Here is a 20,652-nt window from a genome sequence, read left to right on the forward strand (position 1 = left end):
TCAGCGAGCCGCGGTGGCCGCCCGGCGGCGGGACAGCGCGTCGACGCTCGCGGCGAGCAGCAGGACCAGGCCGGTCACCATGAACACGACGGCGGAGGGCTGCTTGAGCAGGCCCATGCCGTTCGCGATGACCGCCAGCACCGCACCACCGATGACGGCGTCACGCAGCCGGCCCTTGCCGCCGAACAGCGACGTGCCACCGATGACGGCCGCACCGACCGACATCAGCAGCGTGTTGCCGCCACCGGCGTTCGGGTCGACCGAGCCGACCTTCGAGGAGTAGACGATGGCGCCGATCGCGGCCGCCGAGGAGGCGATCACGAAGACGCTCATGCGGATCTTCTCCACGTTGATGCCGGCACGGCGCGCGGCCTCCTTGTTGCCGCCGACCGCGTAGAGGTGCCGGCCGTAGCTGGTGCGGTCGAGCACGAACGTGCCGATGACCAGCAGGACGAGCACGAGCGGCACGACGTACGGCACGCCGGAGATCACCACGAGGTTCGTTGGCGACCGGTTCTGCGTCAGCGCGAACGTCGCGACGGCGGCGAGCAGCGCGAGGCCACCGATCTTGGCGAGCACCAGCGCCGTCGGCGAGGCGACGAGGCCCTTGCGCAGCCGGGTGTAGTGCCGGCTGAGCACGACCGCCGCGTAGCCGCCGACCGCCAGCAGGCACAGGATCCACGACCCGACGGTGCTGATGTTGCCGTTGGCGACCTGGAAGATCGTGTCGTCGCGCAGGCCGAGGGTGCCGCCCTGGCCGATGAACTGCAGGACCACACCGCTCCACACGAGGAACAGCGCCAGGGTCACGACGAACGACGGGATGCCGATCTTCGCGACCAGGTAGCCGGTGATGCAGCCGATCGACGCGCCGACGCAGATCGCCAGCAGCATGCCGATCCAGGCGTTCGCGGGCACGCCGAGCAGCGCGATCAGCAGCGCGATGCCGGACAGCACGGCGCCGGTCCACAGGCGCATCAGCAGCGACAGGCCGACCGCGAGGACCAGCCAGCCGCAGAAGACGTAGAAGACGCCGTCGCCCATGCCGCCGAGCAGGTTGCCGCCGTTGATCAGGTCGAGCGCCATCACGGAGGCCGTCACGCCGGACGCGGTACCGGCGGACAGGTCGATCTCGCCGAGCAGCAGCACGAACACCAGGCCCATCGCGATGATGGTGATGCTGGCGCCCTGCTGGAGCAGGTTGGCGAGGTTGCCGAGGGTGAAGAACGACTCGGACAGCGAACTGAACACGATGAGCAGGACGATCAGGCCGAGCAGGGCGGGCAGTGAGCCGAGCTCGCCGCCGCGGACGCTGGACCAGTAGTCCCTGATGGCCTCGCCGGCGGAACGGGAGGTCGTGTCGATGCCGAAGTCGGAGATGGCGCCCTGCTGGGCCGGCTCCGCCTCGTGCGTTTCGGTGGTGTCGGTCATCTTGCTCGCCTCTTCGGTACTCATCAGATCGTCGCCGCCTCGGGGCGGGCGATGCCCAGGTCACCGGAACGGCCGGCGGTGATCAGCTCGACGACCTGTCCGTGCGTGACGTCCTTGGTCGACACGACGGCGGCCATGCGGCCGAGGTAGAGACACGCGATCTTGTCGGCGACCTCGAAGACGTCGTTCATGTTGTGGCTGATCAGGACGACCCCCAGGCCCTGCTCCGCGAGGCGGCGGACCAGGTCGAGGACCTGGCGCGTCTGCGCGACGCCGAGTGCGGCGGTGGGTTCGTCGAGCAGCACGACCTTGCTGTTCCACAGCACGGCCTTGGCGATCGCCACGGTCTGGCGCTGACCGCCGGACAGCGACGACACCTGCGTGCGCACCGACTTGACCGTGCGCACCGACAGGGAGGCGAGCGTCTTGCGTGCCGCCTGCTCCATGTCCGACTCGTCGAGCAGGCCACCCTTGGTGCGCTCGCGGCCGAGGAACATGTTCTGGACGATGTCGAGGTTGTCGGCCAGTGCGAGGTCCTGGTAGACGACCTCGATCCCGAGATCCGCGGCGTCGCGCGGGCCCTTGATGTGCACCGGCTCGCCGGCGAACAGGACCTCGCCCGAGTCGGTCGGGTGGATGCCCGCGATGCACTTGACCAGCGTCGACTTGCCCGCGCCGTTGTCGCCGACGAGGGCTGTGACCTCACCGGGGTTCACGTCGAGGTCGATGTCGTGCAGGACGTGCACGGGACCGAAGCTCTTGTTGATGCCGCGCAGCTCGAGAATCGGCTCGCTCACTGGGATTTCCTCCGTGGTTACCACGCGGCGAGAGGCGGGGTGCACAGTGCGCGCACCCCGCCCTCGTCGCGAGTGGTCCTACTTGATGCCGAGCTCGGTGCAGGCGGCCTGGGTGGCGGCCACGCAGATCTCCGACGCCTTGACGAAGCCGGCGTCCACGACGACCTTGACCTTGTCGCGCGTGATCAGCTGCGAGGTGAGCAGCACGGACTTGACGTCGCGGTTGGCCTTGGTGTCCTTGGTGACGCCCGAGGCCAGCTTGTCGGCGCCCGCGGTGTCGCCCTTGGCGAGGAAGCCGGCCAGCTTGGCGGTGGCCTCGGCCTCTTCCTTGATCGGCTTGAAGACCGTCATGTACTGGTCCTTGAGCAGCACGGCCTGCAGGCCGTCCGGGGTCGCGTCCTGACCCGTGACCGGCACCTTGCCGTTGAGGCCGACCTTCTTGAGCACGGTGATGACCGCGCCCGCGAGGCCGTCGTTCGCGGCGACGACGCCGTCCACCTTGCCGCCGTTGCCGGTCAGGATCTGCTCGAAGACCTGACCACCCTTCTGGTTGTCCCAGTCGTCGATCGGCTGCGACTGGACGAGCTTGAACTTGCCCGAGTCGTACAGCGGCTTGAGGATCTTCTTCTGGCCGTCCGCGAAGAGGGTCGCGTTGTTGTCCGTCGGCGCGCCCTCGATCTCGATGATGTTCGCGCCCTGCGGGGCGTCCTTGAGCGCGTCGGCCATGCCCTGGCCCTGCAGCTCGCCGACCTTCACGTTGTCGAACGACACGTAGTAGGACGAGGAGCCACCGGTGTTCAGGCGGTCGTAGTCGATGACCTGGATGCCCTGGGCCTGGGCCTTCTTGGCGACGGACGCGCCGACCTCGGCGTTGGGCGTCGCGATGATCAGGACCTTGACGCCGTTGTTGATCATGCCGTCGGCGAGGGTGCTGAACTTCTGGACGTCGCCCTGCGCGTTCTGGATGTCGGGGTCGAGACCCTCGGCCTTCAGAGCCGCCTCCAGGAGGGGCTTGTCGAAGCCCTCCCAGCGGGCGGAGGTCTTGGTCTCGGGCAGGATCACGCCGACCTTCGCGCCCGTGCCGCTGCCAGCAGAATTCGTTTCAGAGCTTCCTCCGGTGCCGGAGGACGAGTTGGCGCCGCATGCCGAGACCGCCAGGGCGAGGCCCGCGGTAACGGCGATGGAAGCGAGAGTCTTGCTGCGCATCCGCCAGTCCCTTTCACTGCGCTGTGTCACAGAGAATGTTGTGGCGCACAACGTATGCCCGACATATGCGTGACCGGAACCACACTGGATCGATTAAGTCGCAACGATGCGGTAACCGTGGCGAAATTTGGTCACCGAGAGTCGTGAGAGCGTTACCACCGCGCTACGGATTACCGCGGCGACACATCGGTCGCCGCCCTCGGTGGACGCATGCCTGTCATCTCCCGGACACCCCTAGGTTGGGTGCATGACGATCGACAAGGAAGCCGCCGATCGGCTGGCCATCTCCTTCGGTGCCGAAGCGGCCCGTTACGACCGCACCCGCCCCGCCTATCCGGCCTCGTTGATCGAAAAGTTGGTCGCCGCCACTCCTGGGACGTGTGTGGCCGAGGTCGGTTGCGGCACCGGCGTGCTGTCGCGGCAACTCCAGGCGGCCGGGCTGGACGTGCTCGGCGTCGAGCACGACGAGCGCATGGCGGCGTTCGCCCGCGCGACCGGTGTCGACGTCGAGGTGGCGAAGTTCGAGGCGTGGGACCCGGCCGGGCGCGAGTTCGACGCCGTCGTCGCCGGGCAGTCGTGGCACTGGGTCGACGCCGAGGCCGGTCCGGTGCAGGCGGCGCGGGTGCTGCGACCGGGCGGGGTGTTCGTCGCGCTCTGGCACGTGTTCGGAACACCGGAGCCGATCGCCGACGCCTTCGTCGCGGCCTACGACAAGGTCGCGCCGCAGATGACGCACCGCGTCGGCCACTCCTACGACGAGGCCTCCGAGGCGTACCGGGCGGGCTGCGTGCGCACCGCCGACGCGCTCGTCGCCACCGGCTCGTTCGGCGAGGTCGTCCAGTGGGAGGCGTCCTGGGACAGGACCTTCACCACCGCCGAGTACACCGACCTCATGCTCACCATGAGCCCGATGGCCATGCTCGAGCGCGAGCAGGTCACCGAGCTCCTCGACGACGTCGGCGTCGCGATCGACGCCATCGGCGGCTCGTTCGCCATGAACTACACGACGCTCGCCGTGGCCGTCACCCGCAACTGATATATCGGATATCGCGCCTACCAGGAGCGAAGGGTCGAGATCCGCTCTTCGAGCTGTTCGATGGTGGCCATCGCGGTCGGCGGGCCGCCGCAGTACTCGCGCAACTGGTTGTGGATCTTGCCGTGCGGCTTCTTCGTGCGGTGGTGGTGCATCGCGACGAGGGTGTTGAGTTCCTTGCGCAACGACGTGAGGCGTTCCTGCACACCCACCGGCCGGGCCTCGCGCACCGGCGCCTCGGGCTTGGGGCGTTTGGCGGCGAGCGCCATCTGCTCCTCCTGCCGTTGCAGCAGCAGGGTGCGGACCTGGTCGGGTTCGAGCAGGCCGGGCAGGCCGAGGTACTCCTGCTCCTCCTCCGAACCCGCCTGGGTCGGCGCGCCGAACGACGAGCCGTCGAAGATCACCTGGTCGAGCTCGGCGGTCGTGCCCAGAGCCGTGAAGGCGCGTTCGTCCTCACCCGGCTCGTCCTTGGCCTGGTTGGCCGCGGCCATGAGCTCGTCGTCCCAGCCGTCCTTCTCGCGGTGCGGCTTGCCGAGGACGTGGTCGCGTTCGGCCTCCAGTTCCGACGCGAGCTGGAGCAGCACCGGCACCGACGGCAGGAACACCGTCGCGGTCTCGCCGGGCTTGCGGTTGCGCACGAAGCGGCCAACGGCCTGGGCGAAGAACAGCGGGGTCGACGACGACGTCGCGTACACGCCGACGGCGAGCCGCGGCACGTCGACGCCCTCGGACACCATCCGGACCGCGATCATCCAGCGTTCGGTCGTCGCGGCGAACTCGGCGATCTTGCCGGACGCCTTCGGGTCGTCCGAGAGCACCAGCGTGGGGATCTGGCCGGTGACGCGTTCGAGCACCTGGGCGTAGGCCTTCGCGACCGTCTGGTCGGTGGCGATCACCAGGCCGCCGGCGTCGGGCAGGCCGTTCTCGCGCTTCTGCGTGAGCCGCTTGTCCGCGGCGCGCAGGACGGACGCCATCCAGTCGCCCGCCGGGTCGAGGGCGGTGCGCCAGGCCCTGGCGGTCTGCTCCTGGGTCAGCGGTTCGCCCAGCCGCGCGGTGTACTCCTCGCCCGCGCTGGTCCGCCACGACGCCTCACCCGTGTACGCGAGGAACAGCACGGGCCGGACCACCCCGTCGCGCAGCGCGTCGGAGTAGCCGTAGGTGTGGTCCGCCTTCGACGTCTTGAAGCCGCCGTTGCTCTCCTCGTACTGCACGAACGGGATCGGCGAGTCGTCGGACCGGAACGGTGTGCCGGTGAGGCAGAGGCGGCGCACGGCGGGCGTGAACGCCTCGCGGATCGCGTCACCCCACGACTTGGCGTCACCGCCGTGGTGCACCTCGTCGAGCAGCACAAGCGTCTTGCGGTTCTCCGTGCGCACGCGGTGCAACGTCGGATGAGCGGCCACCTGCGCGTACGTGACGGCCACGCCGTGGTAGTCGCGGGAGGTCATCGCGTTGGTGTTGCGGAAGTTCGAGTCGATGTGGATGCCCTGCTCGGCCGCGGCCTTCGCCCACTGGTGCTTGAGGTGCTCGGTCGGCGTGACGATCGTGACCGCCTCGATCGTCCGGTCGGCCAGCAGTTCGGCGGCGACGCGGAGCCCGAAGGTCGTCTTGCCCGCGCCGGGCGTCGCGACGGCGAGGAAGTCCTGCGGCTTGGCGGCGAGGTACTTGGTCAGCGCGCGCCGCTGCCAGGCTCGCAGCGGTCGCATTGCTGCCGGCGTTGCTGCTGGCGCTGTCACAGCCGTGTTTCTCCTCATTTGCGCAGGTCAGACATAGCAATACCCTCAGGCGGACGGTGGCCGAGGGCAGTGCGACTCTACCTGTTCCGAGCGTCGATGCCGCGAAACGTGGCCCCATGCACCATGCTTGTCACTGCGATGGGTTCGCCTTCCGACAACGACGCACCACGCAGGTCCGGCCGAAAGGGGCCGCTGCGTCTACTCGCGCGCACGCTGTCGAAGGCGTGGCAGGGCAACATCTTCTCAGAAGCCGCCGAGGCCGCGTTCTGGCAGACGCTGTCGTTCCCGCCACTGCTGCTCGGCGTGCTCGGCTCGATGGGCTGGCTCGGCACCTGGTTCGGCGACGAGGTCGTCAAGGCCGTGCAGGAGAGGATCATCGGGTTCACCCGGACGATCTTCAGCGCGGACGTCGTGAACGGCGTGATCCAGCCCACGGTCGCGGAGATCCTCTCGACCGGCAAGGGCGAGATCGTCTCCATCGGCTTCCTGATCTCGCTGTGGGCCGGGTCGTCGGCCATGTCGTCGTTCGTCGACGCGATCACCGTGGCGCACGGGCAGTACGGCGTGCGCAACGAGCTGTGGCAGCGCATCTTCGCGTTGCTGCTCTACATGGTGTCGCTGGTGGCGCTGGTCATCGGCCTGCCGGTGCTCGCGCTCGGGCCGGACGTGCTGCCGGAGTTCTTCCCGGCGTCCTGGCAGCCGTACATCTCGACGTGGGTCGGCCGGTTCTACTACCCCGGCGTCGCGGCCCTGCTGGTGCTCTCGCTGTCGCTGCTCTACAAGGTGGCGCTGCCGCGACGGCTGCCCTACCACCGCGTGCTGCCGGGCGCGATCCTCGCGATGGCGGTGTTCATCCTGTCGTCGATCGGCCTGCGCCTGTACATCCAGTGGATCACCACCACCGGCTACACCTACGGCGCGCTGGCGACACCGATCGCGTTCCTGCTGTTCGTGTTCTTCATCGGCCTGGCGATCACGATCGGCGCGTACTTCAACAGCGCCATCCAGGACATGTGGCCCGCCCGGATGACCCGCCGGCAGCGCCGCCGCTGGCGCAGGCTGGAGCTGGAACGCGCGGCGTCCCGCATCCGCGAGGAGAGCGCGCGGCCCCAGCCCGCGCCCGAGACCGGGCCTGCCAACGGCTACTCGGCGCCGTCACCCGCCGACACGCAGCTGACCTCGCCGTTGCCGATCCAGAAGCCCTCACCCGAGGCCGAGGAAGAAAAGCAGCGGGGCTAGCTCCCCGCCTTGGCACAGCAGTCTGAGAACAGCAGCGCCCGGCGCCTCGGGCAGTCCGAGGCGCCGGGCGCTGCGGTGTGAAGTTCCTGGGTCTTACTCGTCGCCGCCGGGCGGCAGGCCTTCGTAGATCTTCTTGCAGTCCGGGCACACCGGCGAACCGGGCTTCGGCGACCGCGTGACCGGGAAGACCTCGCCGCACAGCGCGACCACGTGCGTGCCCATCACGGCGCTTTCGGCGATCTTCGCCTTGCGCACGTAGTGGAACATCTTCGGGGTGTCGTCCGAAGACTGGTCGGTCTCGTCCGGCCGTACGTCGACCTCGGGGAGAGTCTGGGTGCTCACGCGCCCAGGGTACCTGGGATGATGTCCCCTCGTGACCACGCTGCACATCGCCGATGAAGTTGCCGCCGCCCTGGACGAGAACCGTCCCGTCGTCGCTCTCGAGAGCACCATCCTGTCCCACGGCCTGCCCGCTCCGCGCAATCTCGTGGTCGCCGCACGCCTGGAGAAGGTCGTCCGGGAGGCGGGCGCCGTCCCCGCCACGATCGCCGTGCTCGACGGCGTGCCGCACATCGGGCTCACCGAGGCCGAGCTCGACCGCGTCTGCAACGCGGGCGACCTGCTGAAGCTCTCCCTGCGCGACCTCGGTCCCGCCTACGCCCTGGGCCGCAGCGGCGCGACGACCGTGGCCTCGACCGCCGCGCTCGCCCACCGCGCGGGCATCCGCGTCTTCGGCACCGGCGGGCTCGGCGGCGTGCACCGGGGCGCGCGCGACACGTGGGACGTGTCCGCCGACCTGGACGTGATGGCCACGACGCCGGTCCTGACGGTCTGCTCGGGCGTGAAGTCGATCCTGGACATGGGCGCGACGCTCGAGGTCCTGGAGACCCGGTCGGTGCCCGTCGTCGGCTACCGCACGTCCCGCTTCCCCGCCTTCTACCGCCGCGAGTCGGAGTTCGACGTGCCGTGGCGCGTCGAGAACGCCGCCGAGGCCGCCGCCGTCTTCGCCGCGGGCGGGCGCGGGATGCTGCTGGTCAACCCCATCCCCGCCGCCTTCGAGATGGACGCCGACCTGCACGACCGCCTCCTCGCCGAGGGGCTGCGGAAGCTCGTCGACCAGGACGTGCGCGGCAAGGACGTCACCCCCGTGCTGCTGGAGCACTTCCACACCGCCTCCGAGGGCGTGAGCCTCGACGCCAACGAGGAACTCGTCGTCAGCAACGTCTCCGTGGCCGCCGCCGTCGCGGTCGAGCTCGCGCAGTGAGGCCGGTCGTGGTGGTCGGTGACGCGGGCCTCGACGTGGTGGCCCGCCACACCGGCCCCATCGCCCACGGCGGCGACGTGCGGGCGAAGGTCACCATCGAACCGGGCGGCGCCGGCGCCAACACCGCCGTCTGGCTCGCCGCCTGCGGTGCCTCGCCGGTACTGGTGGCCCGTGTGGGCGCCGACTCGGCGGGCCGCCAGGTCCACGCCGAACTGACCACGGCGGGCGTCCAGTGCGCGTTCGCCGTCGACCCCGACCTCGCCACCTGCTGCGTCGTGGTCCTGGTCGACGAGAACGGACAGCGCTCGATGCTGCCCGACCGGGGCGCGAACGCCCGCTTCTCCCCCGCCGACCTCGACCCGGGCCTGCTCGCCGGGGCGAACGGCCACCTGCACCTGTCCGGGTACGTACTGCTGGACGCGACCTCCCGGCCGGCTGGGCTGGCGGTGCTCGCGGCGGCGCGGGCGGCGGGCTGGACAACGTCGGTGGACCCGCAGGCCGCCGTGCTGATCCACTCGGCCGAGGCGTTCCTGCAGGACGTGCGCGGCGTCGACTTCCTGCTGCCCAACGCCGACGAACTGCTCGCCCTGACCGGGTCGTCCGAACCCGCGTCGGCCAAGACGCTGCTCTCGCACGTCGGTGCCGTCGTGGTGACCTCGGGACCGGACGGTGCGACGTGGGTCGACGCCGACGAGCTCGTCTCGGTCCCCGCTGAAGTCACTAAGTGCGTCGACTCGACGGGTGCCGGCGACGCGTTCGACGCGGGGTTCCTCGCGGCGTGGCTGGCGGGCTCGTCGAAGCGGGACGCACTGCTCGGCGGCGTCCGGGCGGGATCACGGGCCGTCAGCGTCGTCGGCGCTCAACCGCCCCGCTGACCTGAGCGTTCTCCCACCGATATATCAGTTCTCAGGCTGATATATCGGTGCTCAGCCGTCGATGACGGTGGTGCTCTTCGGCGCGATGGCGCGGCGCTCCACCTCGTGCCGGTTGACCTTCTCGGTCTTGCGCGGCGGCCGGTCGTTCGCGATCAGCACGGCCATCCACGGCAACGGCACGGACAGCACGATGAAGAACAGGGCCAGCCACCAGGTGTGCGCGAACAGAGCCGCGAGGATGAGGCACGGGAAGCGCAGACTCATCATGATCGCGTACTTCTTGCGCCGGGCGGCGTGCTGTTCTTCGTAGGACGGGGCCGCCTCGGTGATCAACACCGGGGTGTCGTTCCGGTCGGGACTGCTCACGACACCACCTCCACTCCCTCATCGTCGCACGTCCGAGTGACGCCCGGGACAGCCGGTCGGCGGTTAACATCCGCGGGTGGTCGCCCTTGATCGCCTCGTGGACGTGCTCGGCAGCCTCGGCACGCACCTGGCCTGCGCGCCGAAGGGTCGCGACGCCGAACTCCGCGGGGTTGCCCTGCACGACCCGGCCGAAAACACCCCGGCCGCGGCGGGTGACGTGCTTCTCGGACTCGGCACCCCGTCGGTCGCGGCGGCGGTGCGGCTGGTGTCGTCGACGGCGGCGTCGGCGGTGGTGCTGCACGGCAAGCCGCCGCTCGACGAACGGGTGATCGCGGCGGCGAAGAAGTCCGGCGCGGCCGTGCTGCTCGTGGACCCGTCGGTGCCGTGGAGCCAGCTGGCGAACGTCACTCAGACACTGGTCAACGGCGGCACGCGGACCGGCGACCTGTTCGGCCTCGCGGACGTGATCGCGGGCGTCGTCGGCGGGCCGGTGACGATCGAGGACCAGCAGTCCCGCGTCCTCGCCTACTCCTACCGGCAGGAGGACGTCGACCCCGTCCGCGTGCAGACCATCCTCGGCCGGCGGGTGCCGGAGGAGGCGCGGCGGGCGCTGGACGAGTTCGGCGTGTTCACGCACCTGGCGTCGTCGGACGAACCGATCTTCGTGCCCAAGCTGACCGACCAGCTGGGCAACCGGCTCGTCGCCGCCGTGCGGGCGGGGCGGGAACTGCTCGGGTCGGTGTGGGTCGAGGTGACCGGGCCGGTGGACGCGGCGCGGTCGGCGGCGCTGGTCGACGGCGCGCGCACGGCGGCGTTGCACCTGCTGCGGTCGCGGGCGTCGACGGACCTCGAACGCCAGGCCGAGGCCGACCTCGTCATCCGGCTGCTCGACCAGCCCGAGTCCGCCGACGTCGCCCGGCTCGGGCTGCCGTCGGCCGACCTGCGGGTGATCGCCGTGCAGGCCCACGCCGGCGAGGGCGAGCACGGCGCCGCGGTGCTCGCGTTCCAGCGGGCGACGGCCGGGTTCGGCTGGTCGCGGCCGGGGCGCAGCGCGTTGTTCGGCAACGTCCTCTACACCGTCATCCCCGCCGCCGACGACGCCGTCGCGTGGGTGCGTTCACTGGTGCGGGAGCTGCCGGCGGAGGCGACGGTGCTCGCGGGCATCGGCGGCCCGGCCGAGGCCGCGCAGCTGCCGACGTCACGGCAGGAGGCCGACGAATGCCTCGCGCTCTCCACCGGTGCGCCGGTGGTGTACGACGACGCGTGGGCGCGGGTGTTGCTGCACCGGCTCGCCGCCGTCGCGGAAGCCGGACGACTGCCTGCCCGCGGACCGATATCCAACATATTGCGATTCGACGCGGAGAACGGGACGCAGTACGCGGCGACGTTGCGGGCCTGGCTCGCGAACCAGGGGGACGTGCGGGCGGCGGCGAAGGAGCTCGGCGTGCACCCCAACACGTTGCGCTACCGCATGCAGAAGATGGCCGAGGTGACTCCGCTCCCCCTCGACGACGCCGACCAGCGGCTCGCGATGGCCATCGCCCTCCAGATCACGCGGTGACCCGGGCGGCGTGAAAGCATCTCCTCCCGTGCACCCCGATCTTTCTGCTGACCTGTGCGCTCGTCTGCGCGAGGCCTTCCTGACCGCCGGCTACACCGCGGACGGCGTCGTCGACGCGCTCGGCCCGCAGGCCCACGCCGCGCTCGGCCGCGGTGAACCGGAGCCCGCCCGCCGCGCGAGCAGGGACGCCGGGTCGCTCGGCACGCTGATCCGCCTGTTCCTGCTCGGCGACGAGGAGCCGGAGAAGGACGTCCGCGCCGCCCTCGCCGGCGTCGACGTCGACGACGCCGTCCGCAACGAGGTCCTCACCAAGGATCTCAAGGCGGGCCTGGACGTCCGGCCGTACGAGGACAACTGGTGGGTCATCGCCGACCTCGACTCCGACCTGCGCGGCGGTGCCGTGCCCGAGGACCACGTGCTCGGCGTCGGCCACGCGTCCATCAGCCTCGCCCGCGCCACCAAGCGCACGCCCGTCGGCACGCTGCTCGACCTCGGCACCGGCTGCGGCGTCCAGGCCCTGCACGCCAGCACCCACGCCGAGCGCATCACCGCCACCGACCTGTCCGAACGCGCGCTCAGGCTCGCCCAGGGCACGTTCCGGATGAACGAACTCGACGTCGAGACGCTGCAGGGCGAGTGGTTCGGCCCAGTCCGCAACCGGCGGTTCGACCAGGTCGTCTGCAACCCGCCGTTCGTCGTCGGCCCGCCCCGCGTCGACTTCGTCTACCGCGACTCCGGCCTCGGCGGCGACGACGCGTCGGCGCTGGTCATCCGGCAGCTGCCGGCGTTCCTCAACGAGGGCGGCGTCGGCCAGCTGCTCGCGTCCTGGGTCCACCGCAAGGGTGAGGACTGGGAGGAGCGCGTGTCGAGCTGGCTGCCCCGCGGCGGCATCGACGCGTGGTTCGTGCAGCGTGACATCGCCGAGCCCGCGCTGTACGTCGGCACGTGGCTCAAGGACGCGGGCGTCGACCCGCGCAGCCCCGAGGGCCGTCAGAAGGCCGCCGCGTGGCTCGACTGGTTCGAGGAGAACGACGTCCAGGGCGTCGGCTTCGGCTACGTGACGCTGCGCCGCACCGACGAGATGCACTCCCAGGTCATCTGCGAGGACCTGCGCCACGCCTACGACGACCCGCTGGGCCCGGAGGCCGCGCGCTGGCTCGACAACGTCGCGTGGCTCCGCGCCAACCCCGACCTGCTGGGCCGGCGGTTCCGGGTCGCCGACACCGTCCTGCTCGAGGAGGTCTCGGAGCCGGGTGACGAGGGCTGGCGCAAGGTCGTCGCGCGCCTGCACCGCACCGACGGGCCCGGCTGGCAGCACGAGGTCGACGAGGCGACGGCCAAGCTCGTCGCGGGCTGCAACGGCGCCCTGCCGCTCGAGGACCTGCTCGCACTCCTGGAGTTCGCTTACGGAGAAATCGACGCGGAAGCGGCCTTGCCGATCGTTCGTGATCTCATCCGGCACGGAATGTTGATTCCCGCGTGAAAGCGGTTGTGGCGCGCGTCACAGAAGCGAGTGTCGAAGTCGAGGGGGAGATCGTCGGCGCGATCGACGAGCCCGGATTGCTGGTCCTGCTCGGCGTCCACCACGACGACACACCCGAGCTGGCGGCCAAAATGGCGCAGAAGCTGCACGGGTTGCGCATCCTCGACGACGAGCGGTCGTGTGAGTCGACCGGTGCTCCGTTGCTGGTCGTCAGCCAGTTCACGCTCTACGGGGACACGCGGAAGGGTCGCCGTCCGTCCTGGACGGCGGCCGCCCGGCCCGAGCACGCGGAACCCTTGGTGAACGCCGTCGTGCAGGAACTACGCCAAAAGGGCGCGCGAGTCGAAACGGGACGATTCAGAGCCGAGATGAAGGTACGGAGCGTGAACGACGGTCCGTTCACGGTGATCGTAGAGCTCTGAGGAAAGGGTTCTCAGGCAGTTCTCAGATTAGTCGCGCAACCGCTGTGACAGCGGTGACGTCTTCAGGTCATGGAAGTCGGGAACGAATTCGGAATCGCGTTCGTTACCCAGGTATCAGCCAGCTAGCGATGGGATCCCGAGCGGGCCCGCCGCAACCGGCAACCAGGGCGCAGCGCCGCGCCGCCTTGACCGCCACGCGCGACTGTTCGATCAGGAGCCACAGGCCTGACCGACAGCAGCGTCGCCCGCACCAGGGGGAGGGAGATCCATGACCGTCACGAGGATCTCCGACCGTGAAGTCGGAGAGAACACGCCCACCGTCGTCGAGCACGAACTCGACGCGCAGGGACCAGCAGCCGACCTCGTTCGAGTCTACCTGAACGGAATCGGCAAGACCGCGCTCCTCACCGCCGAGGAGGAGGTGGAGCTCGCCAAGCGCATCGAGGCCGGTGTGTTCGCGCAGCACGTCATGGAGACGGCCAAGCGCCTCACCCCCACCCGTCGCGAAGAGCTGGGGGAGCTCGTCCGCGACGGCCGCCGCGCCAAGGACCACCTGCTCAAGGCCAACCTGCGCCTGGTCGTGTCGCTGGCCAAGCGCTACACCGGCCGCGGCATGCCGCTGCTGGACCTGATCCAGGAAGGCAACCTGGGCCTCATCCGCGCGGTCGAGAAGTTCGACTACACCAAGGGCTTCAAGTTCTCGACGTACGCGACGTGGTGGATCCGCCAGGCGATCACCCGCGGCATGGCTGACCAGGGCCGCACCATCCGCCTCCCCGTCCACCTCGTCGAGCAGGTGAACAAGCTCGCGCGGATCAAGCGCGACCTGCACCAGACGCTCGGCCGCGAGGCGACCAACGAGGAGCTGGCGAAGGAAGCGGGCCTGAACGTCGACAAGGTCGCCGACCTGCTCGACCACGCCCGTGACCCGGTATCGCTCGACATGCCGGTCGGCACGGAGGAGGACGCGCCCCTCGGTGACTTCATCGAGGACTCGGACGCCACCGACGCCGAGAGCGCCGTCATCTCGGGGCTGCTGCAGGACGACCTGCGCCGCGTGCTCGCGACGCTGGAGCCGCGCGAGCAGGCCGTGATCCGGCTGCGCTACGGCCTCGAGGACGGCCAGCCGCGCACGCTGGACCAGATCGGCAAGCGGTTCGGCCTGTCGCGCGAGCGGGTGCGTCAGATCGAGCGCGAGGTCATGTCGAAGCTCCGGCAGGGCGAGCGGGCGGCGAAGCTGCGGGCGTACGCCTCGTAAGTCACCCGTCCGGCAGTATTGACTTGTGACTCAACTCACGGCACGGTCGGGCGTTACCAGAGCCACGCGGTGCCCGCCGTGAGTCGGGTTTCGCACGCGAAGGAAGGTCGGGGCGGCCGGGGGCCGCCCCGGCCTTCCGCCATCTCCGGGCCTGTTCGAAGGGCCGTAGCGAAGAACACGGTGGACGCGAGCCAATACGTCCCTTTGGTGGCGGTACGGTTTTCTGATCCGAACTGCACACCGTTGGAGTTGTGTACCCCGTGCCCACCACATTCGAGTACACCGACGTCCTCCCGCTCGCGAAGGACACCGAGACCGAGTACCGCCTCGTCACCTCCGACGGGGTCAAGCTCATCGAGGCCGGTGACCGCAAGTTCCTGGAGATCGCCCCCGAGACGCTCACGCTGCTCGCGAAGGAAGCGATCCGGGACATCCAGCACCTGCTGCGCCCGTCGCACCTCGCCCAGCTGCGCAAGATCATCGACGACCCCGAGGCGTCCGGCAACGACCGCTTCGTCGCCATGGACCTGCTGCGCAACGCCGCCATCGCGTCCGGTGGCGTGCTGCCGATGTGCCAGGACACCGGCACCGCGATCATCATGGGCAAGCGCTCCGAGACCGTCCTGACCGGCGGCGACGACGAGAAGGCGCTCGCCCGCGGCGTCTACGAGGCCTACCAGGAGCTCAACCTGCGGTACTCGCAGATGGCTCCCGTGACGTTCTGGGACGAGAAGAACACCGGCACGAACCTGCCCGCGCAGATCGAGGTGTTCCACAAGCCCGGCCAGGAGCCCGTCTACGAGTTCCTGTTCATGGCCAAGGGCGGCGGCAGCGCCAACAAGACGTTCCTCTACCAGGAGACGAAGGCGGTGCTGAACCCGAAGCGCCTCGCGTCGTTCCTGGACGAGAAGCTGCGCTCGCTCGGCACCGCGGCCTGCCCGCCGTACCACCTCGCGGTCGTCGTCGGCGGCCTGTCGGCCGAGCAGAACCTCAAGGTCGCGAAGCTCGCCTCGGCCCGCTACCTCGACACCCTGCCCACCGAGGGGTCGCCGGCGGGTCACGCGTTCCGCGACACGGACCTCGAACAGCAGGTCCTCGAACTCACCCGCAACTTCGGCATCGGCGCCCAGTTCGGCGGCAAGTACTTCTGCCACGACGTGCGCGTCATCCGCCTCCCCCGCCACGGCGCGTCGCTGCCGGTCGGCATCGCGGTCTCCTGCTCGGCCGACCGCCAGGCCAAGGCCCGCATCACCGCCGACGGCGTGTTCCTGGAGCAGATGGAACGCGACCCCGCGCAGTTCCTGCCCGAGATCGAGGGCGAGGACCTGTCCGACGAGGTCGTCACCATCGACCTCACCCGCCCGATGGCGGAGATCCGCGACATCCTCACCCAGCTCCCGGTGAAGACCCGCGTCTCCCTCACTGGCCCGCTGGTCGTGGCCCGCGACATCGCGCACGCCAAGATCAAGGAACGCCTCGACGCAGGCGAGGACATGCCGCAGTACATGAAGGACCACCCGGTCTACTACGCCGGACCGGCCAAGACCCCCGAGGGGTACGCCTCCGGTTCGTTCGGGCCGACGACCGCGGGCCGCATGGACTCCTACGTCGAACAGTTCCAGGCCGCGGGCGGTTCGATGGTCATGCTCGCCAAGGGCAACCGCTCCAAGCAGGTGACCAACGCGTGCGCCACGCACGGCGGCTTCTACCTGGGTTCGATCGGCGGCCCGGCGGCCCGCCTCGCGCAGGACTGCATCCGCAAGGTCGAGGTGCTCGAGTACCCCGAACTGGGCATGGAGGCGGTCTGGAAGATCGAGGTGGAGGACTTCCCGGCGTTCGTCGTCGTCGACGACAAGGGCAACGACTTCTTCGCCGAGACCTCGACCCCGACCCTGCAGATCAGTTTCCGTCGCTGATTTTCAGGCGTTAGACCTTCTCACCATCGCGAGACCCCCGATCCGACAGTACGGTTGTACTGCATACAGATCGGGGGTTTCGCGTTGATCCACCACGTGCAGGTCGCCTGCCCCGCAGGCACCGAGGACGCCCAGCGCGCCTTCTACACGGGCGTGCTGGGCTGGGCCGAACTGCCCAAACCACCCCTGCTCGCCGCCCGCGGCGGTTGCTGGTTCGCCGTGCCCGGCGGCGGTGAGGTCCACGTCGGCGTCGAGGCCGGCTTCCGCCCCGCCCGCAAAGCGCACCCCGCGTTCGTCGTCGACGTGACGCGGGTGGCCGAGGCGGTGGCGGCAGCCGGCCATCCCGTCGTCTGGGCGGACCCGGCCGAGATCCCCGGCCGCCTCCGCTTCCACACGTTCGACGGGGTGGGCAACCGAATCGAGTTCCTGGCCGACGCCGGACCCGTTTGAGGCCGATGGCAACACCATCCGCGTGAGACGCGATAGTGATGTCATGGCGTCGCGTCAGGTGAAGATCAACGTGGTGGCAATAGCCTTGGTGGCCGCCGCGCTCGCCTTGGTTACCAACTACGCCACCGCTCAGATTCCGGAGTTCTTCCAGGACCAGTGGCGCGTCTGGCTGACCTTCGTCGTTCTCGTGTTGCTGGTCGCCGTCCTCCAACTGATGGCCAACCGCGAGAAGTCAGCAGAGCCCGCAGGCCCTGACCGAGTCTGGAACGTACCGGGCCGCAACCCGAACTTCACCGGCCGCGACAAGGACTTGAAAGCCCTCCAACGCCTGCTGAAAACCCGATCGCGCGTAGCAGTGCACGCCGTACGAGGCATGGGCGGCGTAGGAAAAACCCAACTGGCTCTGGAGTTCTGCCACCGCCACTGCACCCGCCTCGAAGCCGTGTGGTGGTTCGAAGCAGAAAACCCCACTCTGCTCCCCGACCAGTTCCGCACCCTGGGCCGGATGCTGGGCCTGGAACTCGTGTCCGACGCGACCGAGACGGTGCAGATCGTCCTGGCCAGACTGCGCGGCCTGAAGAACTGGCTGCTGATCTTCGACAACGCCGAGTCGGCAGCCGACCTGCACCCGTTCCTCCCGTCAGACACCGGCCGAGTGCTGATCACAACTCGCCGTGCCGGCTTCGACGCTATCGGCGGCTTGCTGGACCTCGACACGATGGCCCGCCAGGAGTCCACCAAACTGCTGGCCCGACGCGCTCCGCGCCTCACCCCAGCCGAAGCCGACGAACTGGCCGAACTCCTGGGCGACCTCCCACTGGGCCTGGAACAGGCCGCCGCCTACCTGGCTCAGTCGCAGATTCCGGCGCAGGAGTACCTCACCCTCCTGCGCACCGCCCCGGACACCTTGTCGGACAAGGGCGTAGACGGGCTCCGTCGCACCTCGGACCGCTCCCTGGCCAAGCTGTGGACGCTCAGCCTCCAACGCCTCGACGAACGCCACCCCGCCGCCGCCCAACTGCTGGCGATCTGCGCCTACATGGCACCGGAAGCCATTCCACTCACGCTGTTCACGACCGGCAGCGACGCCCTGCCGGCCTTGCTCGGTGAGGAAGTGGCCAACGCGGCCTCACTCAGTCACATCGTGGGAGTCCTGGCGGACTACTCGCTGGTCAAGCGGGACAGCGGCACGATCACGGTGCACCGCCTCGTCCAACTGGCCGTGCGCGGCCACGCCGCCGACTCCAATCCGGAAACTTCGCAGTTCCCTCGGATGTGGTCTGTCGCCCTGCTCCATGCCCGCCTGCCCGGAAGTGTGCGAGACAACCCCGATGCATGGCCGGTGTGGCGACAGCTGCTCCCTCATGTGCTGGCGGTTCTGCATCATCAACCGACGATTCCCGATCTCGTGCCCCAATCGACGTCGTGGTTGCTGGACAGGACCGCTGCTTATCTCCAGACGACCGGCCTGATCAGCCAGGCGCGCCCGCTCCTTGAACGGGCACTCGCCATCGACGAGACCATGCACGGCCCCGACAGCTACAACGTCGCCATCACGGTGGGTAACCTCGGTTCGGTCCTGAAAGAACTCGGCCAGCCCGCTGCTGCTGTGCCGCTGATGGAGCGTGCCCTCGCAATCGTCGAAGACGGTGACGGCTCGGACCACGCCGACGTTACCGCCCTACTGGGCAACCTCGCGCTCAGCCTCGAAGACCTGGGAAGATCAGCCGAAGCCAGGGGGTTGCTCGAACGAGCGCTCGCCATCAGCGAGGCCTCTCTCGGCCCGGATGCCCCCGCCACCGGCATCCAGCTCAACAACCTGGCTTCGAACTTGAACTCTCTTGGGCACCACGATGAGGCCAGACGTCTGCTAGAGCGAGCCCTGACCATCGACCAGGCGGCCTACGGCCCGGACCATCCCAACATCGCCATCCGCCTGAACAACCTGGGTACGGTTCTCCGGGAGCTTGGCCGGTCGGACGAAGCCAGACCGCTGCTCGAGCGCGCACTGGCCATCGACGAAGCCGTCTACGGCCCTGATCACCCCACAATCGCCATCCGCCTCAACGGACTTGGTCTCGTGCTGAGGCAAATCGGGCGATTCGCCGACGCGCTTCCGCTGTTGGAACGCGCGCTGACGATCAGCGAGGCCGTTTACGGCCCGGACCATCCCAACATCGCCATCCGCCTGAACAACCTCGCCTTGCTGCTCAACGACCTTGATCGAGCAGCCGAGGCGAAGCCGCTCTTCGAACGTGCCATCGCCATTGACGAGGCAGCCTTCGCCCCTGACCATCCCAGGGTGGCTATCAGCGTGGATAACCTTGGTGACGCGCTGAACCGTCTCGGGCGCGACGCCGATGCCGCCGCAATGTACGAACGAGCCGCCAGAATCAAGGCTGCTCAACCACGCGGCGAATGTGACTAGTGGGACAGCAGCCAATCGAGGGCGGCTGCGGCGTGGTCCAGAACCGAGATGCGGCCGTCGCCTCGGGATCGGCGGAGCCATGCGGTGGAGATGTGGTTGGCCAACCATTGGCTGGGTTGGTGGATCGATGCCGTCGCGGTCGCCGTGCAGCGGGGAGGGTGGGCGCGGTGATGGTGGCGGACAGGTTGAAGCCCGACGGGTGACGTAGGCGAGGTCGCCGTCGATCAGCTGGGCCGAGCTTGTTGGGGAAGACGCTGCGTAGCGTTCCTTCGGCGCGGCTTGCGGCGGTAACCCAGTTGACAGCAGGGCGGCGCACGCGAGGGCGTGGGTGCGCCGCCTTGGTGGCTGGCTACTGCGAAGCGGTCTACATCGAGGGGTTGACGATATGCGATATATCGGTGGCGACTGAGCTCATCAGGCGGTTGATTACTGGAAAGAAGCCGCCGTAGCGGGCCGGTTGCAGGAGATCCGGCAGCCGCCTGTTCGAAACAGCGGTTTTGGGGCAGGTCGAGGTTCGGGGTGGCAGAGCACCGGGGTGCCGACCCGTCGCATTCGCGCCGTACGTGGTCGCCTTGCGGCGGGGTCCAGCGGCTGTAGATCCGTATCGGGTGATTAGGCGGATTCCTCGCGGGCTTCGAGCACCAGGCGGCGGTCGCCCAGCGGTGCGTCCAGCCGGACGGTCAGCGGCACCTGGCGGACCTCCTGCGTGCACACCGTGCCTGCGGGCTGCTTGGTGATCGTGACCAGCGTGATCTGGACGACGTCGGCGGACTGGCCGGTGATCTCGGCCCGCGCCTCCTTGCAGCCGCCGCCCACGCCGAACACCTCGACGTCGCGGCCGTCGCCGAAGACGTAGGCCTCGTCGCGGTAGGTGTCTGACAACGATGTCGTGTCGACCTTCTCCTTCGCCACGGGCGTGACGTTCGGGGGCACGACGGGCTTCTCCTCCGAGATGGAGACCGGGGGCTGGACCGGGGCGGTGGGGTTCGCGCCCGACGATCCCGGGGTGCCGCTCGACCCCGGCGCGTTCGTGCTGGTGCCCGTGGGCGAGCCGCCCGGCGAGCTGGAGCCGGGCGCGCCCGAGTCCGTGCCGGACGAGCAGCCGACGAGCACTACGGCGAGAGCAACGGCAGCGACGGCGTTTCTCATGGCCACATCCTCGCAAAGCGGGACACGAAGTCCCGGTA

General features: G+C 69.3%; 18 protein-coding genes. 11 read left to right on the plus strand and 7 right to left on the minus strand.

Annotated elements, in window-relative coordinates; genetic code table 11:
- The 3 genes from QSK25_RS43600 to QSK25_RS43610 all read right to left on the minus strand — a co-directional run bounded on the left by QSK25_RS43600 (position 1) and on the right by QSK25_RS43610 (position 3,434).
- On the minus strand, positions 1-1,431 hold the full coding sequence (locus QSK25_RS43600; protein WP_285647477.1) for a sugar ABC transporter permease: 1,431 nt from the start codon (positions 1,429-1,431) through the stop codon (positions 1-3).
- A gap of 23 nt (positions 1,432-1,454) precedes the next feature.
- A complete protein-coding gene (locus QSK25_RS43605) occupies positions 1,455-2,228 on the minus strand; it encodes an ATP-binding cassette domain-containing protein (protein ID WP_285647425.1) in 774 nt (257 codons plus the stop codon).
- Between the two features lie 78 nt (positions 2,229-2,306).
- Positions 2,307-3,434 carry a sugar ABC transporter substrate-binding protein gene (locus QSK25_RS43610; RefSeq protein WP_285647426.1) on the minus strand — a complete coding sequence of 376 codons (1,128 nt, stop codon included), beginning with the start codon at positions 3,432-3,434 and terminating at the stop codon, positions 2,307-2,309.
- Between the two features lie 247 nt (positions 3,435-3,681).
- Between QSK25_RS43610 and QSK25_RS43615 the strand changes: the two genes are divergently transcribed.
- Complete coding sequence (locus QSK25_RS43615) at positions 3,682-4,470, plus strand: class I SAM-dependent methyltransferase (protein WP_285647429.1); 789 nt, start codon at positions 3,682-3,684, stop codon at positions 4,468-4,470.
- A gap of 17 nt (positions 4,471-4,487) precedes the next feature.
- On the opposite strand, the gene QSK25_RS43620 is transcribed toward QSK25_RS43615, so the two are convergent.
- Complete coding sequence (locus tag QSK25_RS43620; protein WP_285647430.1) at positions 4,488-6,173, minus strand: DEAD/DEAH box helicase; 1,686 nt, start codon at positions 6,171-6,173, stop codon at positions 4,488-4,490.
- 153 nt (positions 6,174-6,326) lie between these two features.
- Between QSK25_RS43620 and QSK25_RS43625 the strand changes: the two genes are divergently transcribed.
- Positions 6,327-7,442, plus strand: a complete 1,116-nt coding sequence (locus QSK25_RS43625; RefSeq protein WP_502881956.1) for a YihY/virulence factor BrkB family protein — start codon at positions 6,327-6,329, stop codon at positions 7,440-7,442.
- A gap of 93 nt (positions 7,443-7,535) precedes the next feature.
- Here QSK25_RS43625 and QSK25_RS43630 read toward each other — a convergent pair whose 3' ends face one another.
- Positions 7,536-7,784 (minus strand): DUF3039 domain-containing protein, encoded by a 249-nt coding sequence (locus QSK25_RS43630; RefSeq protein WP_189159462.1) that lies wholly within the window; start codon positions 7,782-7,784, stop codon positions 7,536-7,538.
- A 31-nt stretch (positions 7,785-7,815) separates the two neighbouring features.
- Between QSK25_RS43630 and QSK25_RS43635 the strand changes: the two genes are divergently transcribed.
- Positions 7,816-8,706, plus strand: coding sequence for a pseudouridine-5'-phosphate glycosidase (locus QSK25_RS43635; RefSeq protein ID WP_285647434.1), 891 nt, complete (start codon positions 7,816-7,818; stop codon positions 8,704-8,706).
- Positions 8,703-9,581 carry a carbohydrate kinase family protein gene (locus QSK25_RS43640; RefSeq protein ID WP_285647436.1) on the plus strand — a complete coding sequence of 293 codons (879 nt, stop codon included), beginning with the start codon at positions 8,703-8,705 and terminating at the stop codon, positions 9,579-9,581. The genes QSK25_RS43635 and QSK25_RS43640 overlap by 4 nt, the downstream gene beginning before the upstream one ends.
- Before the next feature lie 51 nt (positions 9,582-9,632).
- Here QSK25_RS43640 and QSK25_RS43645 read toward each other — a convergent pair whose 3' ends face one another.
- Positions 9,633-9,947 (minus strand): DUF3099 domain-containing protein, encoded by a 315-nt coding sequence (locus QSK25_RS43645; RefSeq protein WP_285647438.1) that lies wholly within the window; start codon positions 9,945-9,947, stop codon positions 9,633-9,635.
- A gap of 76 nt (positions 9,948-10,023) precedes the next feature.
- Between QSK25_RS43645 and QSK25_RS43650 the strand changes: the two genes are divergently transcribed.
- The 7 genes from QSK25_RS43650 (at position 10,024) to fxsT (ending at position 19,465) form a co-directional block, all read left to right on the plus strand.
- Entirely contained in the window at positions 10,024-11,508 is a 1,485-nt protein-coding gene (locus QSK25_RS43650) for a PucR family transcriptional regulator (protein ID WP_285647440.1), read from the plus strand.
- Positions 11,509-11,518: 10 nt separating this feature from the next.
- A complete protein-coding gene (locus tag QSK25_RS43655; protein ID WP_285647441.1) occupies positions 11,519-12,991 on the plus strand; it encodes a DUF7782 domain-containing protein in 1,473 nt (490 codons plus the stop codon).
- Positions 12,988-13,413, plus strand: a complete 426-nt coding sequence (gene dtd / locus QSK25_RS43660) for a D-aminoacyl-tRNA deacylase (RefSeq protein ID WP_285647442.1) — start codon at positions 12,988-12,990, stop codon at positions 13,411-13,413. The genes QSK25_RS43655 and dtd overlap by 4 nt, the downstream gene beginning before the upstream one ends.
- A gap of 268 nt (positions 13,414-13,681) precedes the next feature.
- Positions 13,682-14,671 carry a sigma-70 family RNA polymerase sigma factor gene (locus QSK25_RS43665; RefSeq protein WP_285647443.1) on the plus strand — a complete coding sequence of 330 codons (990 nt, stop codon included), beginning with the start codon at positions 13,682-13,684 and terminating at the stop codon, positions 14,669-14,671.
- 251 nt (positions 14,672-14,922) lie between these two features.
- The gene (locus QSK25_RS43670) at positions 14,923-16,587 is read left to right on the plus strand and encodes a fumarate hydratase (RefSeq protein WP_502881957.1); all 1,665 of its coding nucleotides are present in this window, start codon (positions 14,923-14,925) and stop codon (positions 16,585-16,587) included.
- An 84-nt stretch (positions 16,588-16,671) separates the two neighbouring features.
- The gene (locus tag QSK25_RS43675; RefSeq protein WP_285647446.1) at positions 16,672-17,037 is read left to right on the plus strand and encodes a VOC family protein; all 366 of its coding nucleotides are present in this window, start codon (positions 16,672-16,674) and stop codon (positions 17,035-17,037) included.
- A gap of 43 nt (positions 17,038-17,080) precedes the next feature.
- Complete coding sequence (fxsT, locus tag QSK25_RS43680; RefSeq protein ID WP_285647447.1) at positions 17,081-19,465, plus strand: FxSxx-COOH system tetratricopeptide repeat protein; 2,385 nt, start codon at positions 17,081-17,083, stop codon at positions 19,463-19,465.
- 612 nt (positions 19,466-20,077) lie between these two features.
- On the opposite strand, the gene QSK25_RS43685 is transcribed toward fxsT, so the two are convergent.
- Positions 20,078-20,614, minus strand: a complete 537-nt coding sequence (locus QSK25_RS43685) for a hypothetical protein (protein WP_285647448.1) — start codon at positions 20,612-20,614, stop codon at positions 20,078-20,080.
- Between the last annotated feature and the right edge of the window lie 38 nt (positions 20,615-20,652).

This window comes from Lentzea sp. NBRC 102530, assembly GCF_030269365.1.
In the GTDB taxonomy this organism is placed as follows: domain Bacteria; phylum Actinomycetota; class Actinomycetes; order Mycobacteriales; family Pseudonocardiaceae; genus Lentzea.

Excerpts from the sequence above, each read along its gene's own strand:
- fxsT (WP_285647447.1), top strand. The coding sequence starts at position 17,081 with ATGGCGTCGCGTCAGGTGAAGATCAACGTGGTGGCAATAGCCTTGGTG.
- QSK25_RS43615 (WP_285647429.1), top strand. The coding sequence starts at position 3,682 with ATGACGATCGACAAGGAAGCCGCCGATCGGCTGGCCATCTCCTTCGGT.
- QSK25_RS43685 (WP_285647448.1), bottom strand. The coding sequence starts at position 20,614 with ATGAGAAACGCCGTCGCTGCCGTTGCTCTCGCCGTAGTGCTCGTCGGC.
- QSK25_RS43620 (WP_285647430.1), bottom strand. The coding sequence starts at position 6,173 with ATGCGACCGCTGCGAGCCTGGCAGCGGCGCGCGCTGACCAAGTACCTC.
- QSK25_RS43625 (WP_502881956.1), top strand. The coding sequence starts at position 6,327 with ATGCTTGTCACTGCGATGGGTTCGCCTTCCGACAACGACGCACCACGC.
- QSK25_RS43665 (WP_285647443.1), top strand. The coding sequence starts at position 13,682 with ATGACCGTCACGAGGATCTCCGACCGTGAAGTCGGAGAGAACACGCCC.
- QSK25_RS43610 (WP_285647426.1), bottom strand. The coding sequence starts at position 3,434 with ATGCGCAGCAAGACTCTCGCTTCCATCGCCGTTACCGCGGGCCTCGCC.
- QSK25_RS43600 (WP_285647477.1), bottom strand. The coding sequence starts at position 1,431 with ATGACCGACACCACCGAAACGCACGAGGCGGAGCCGGCCCAGCAGGGC.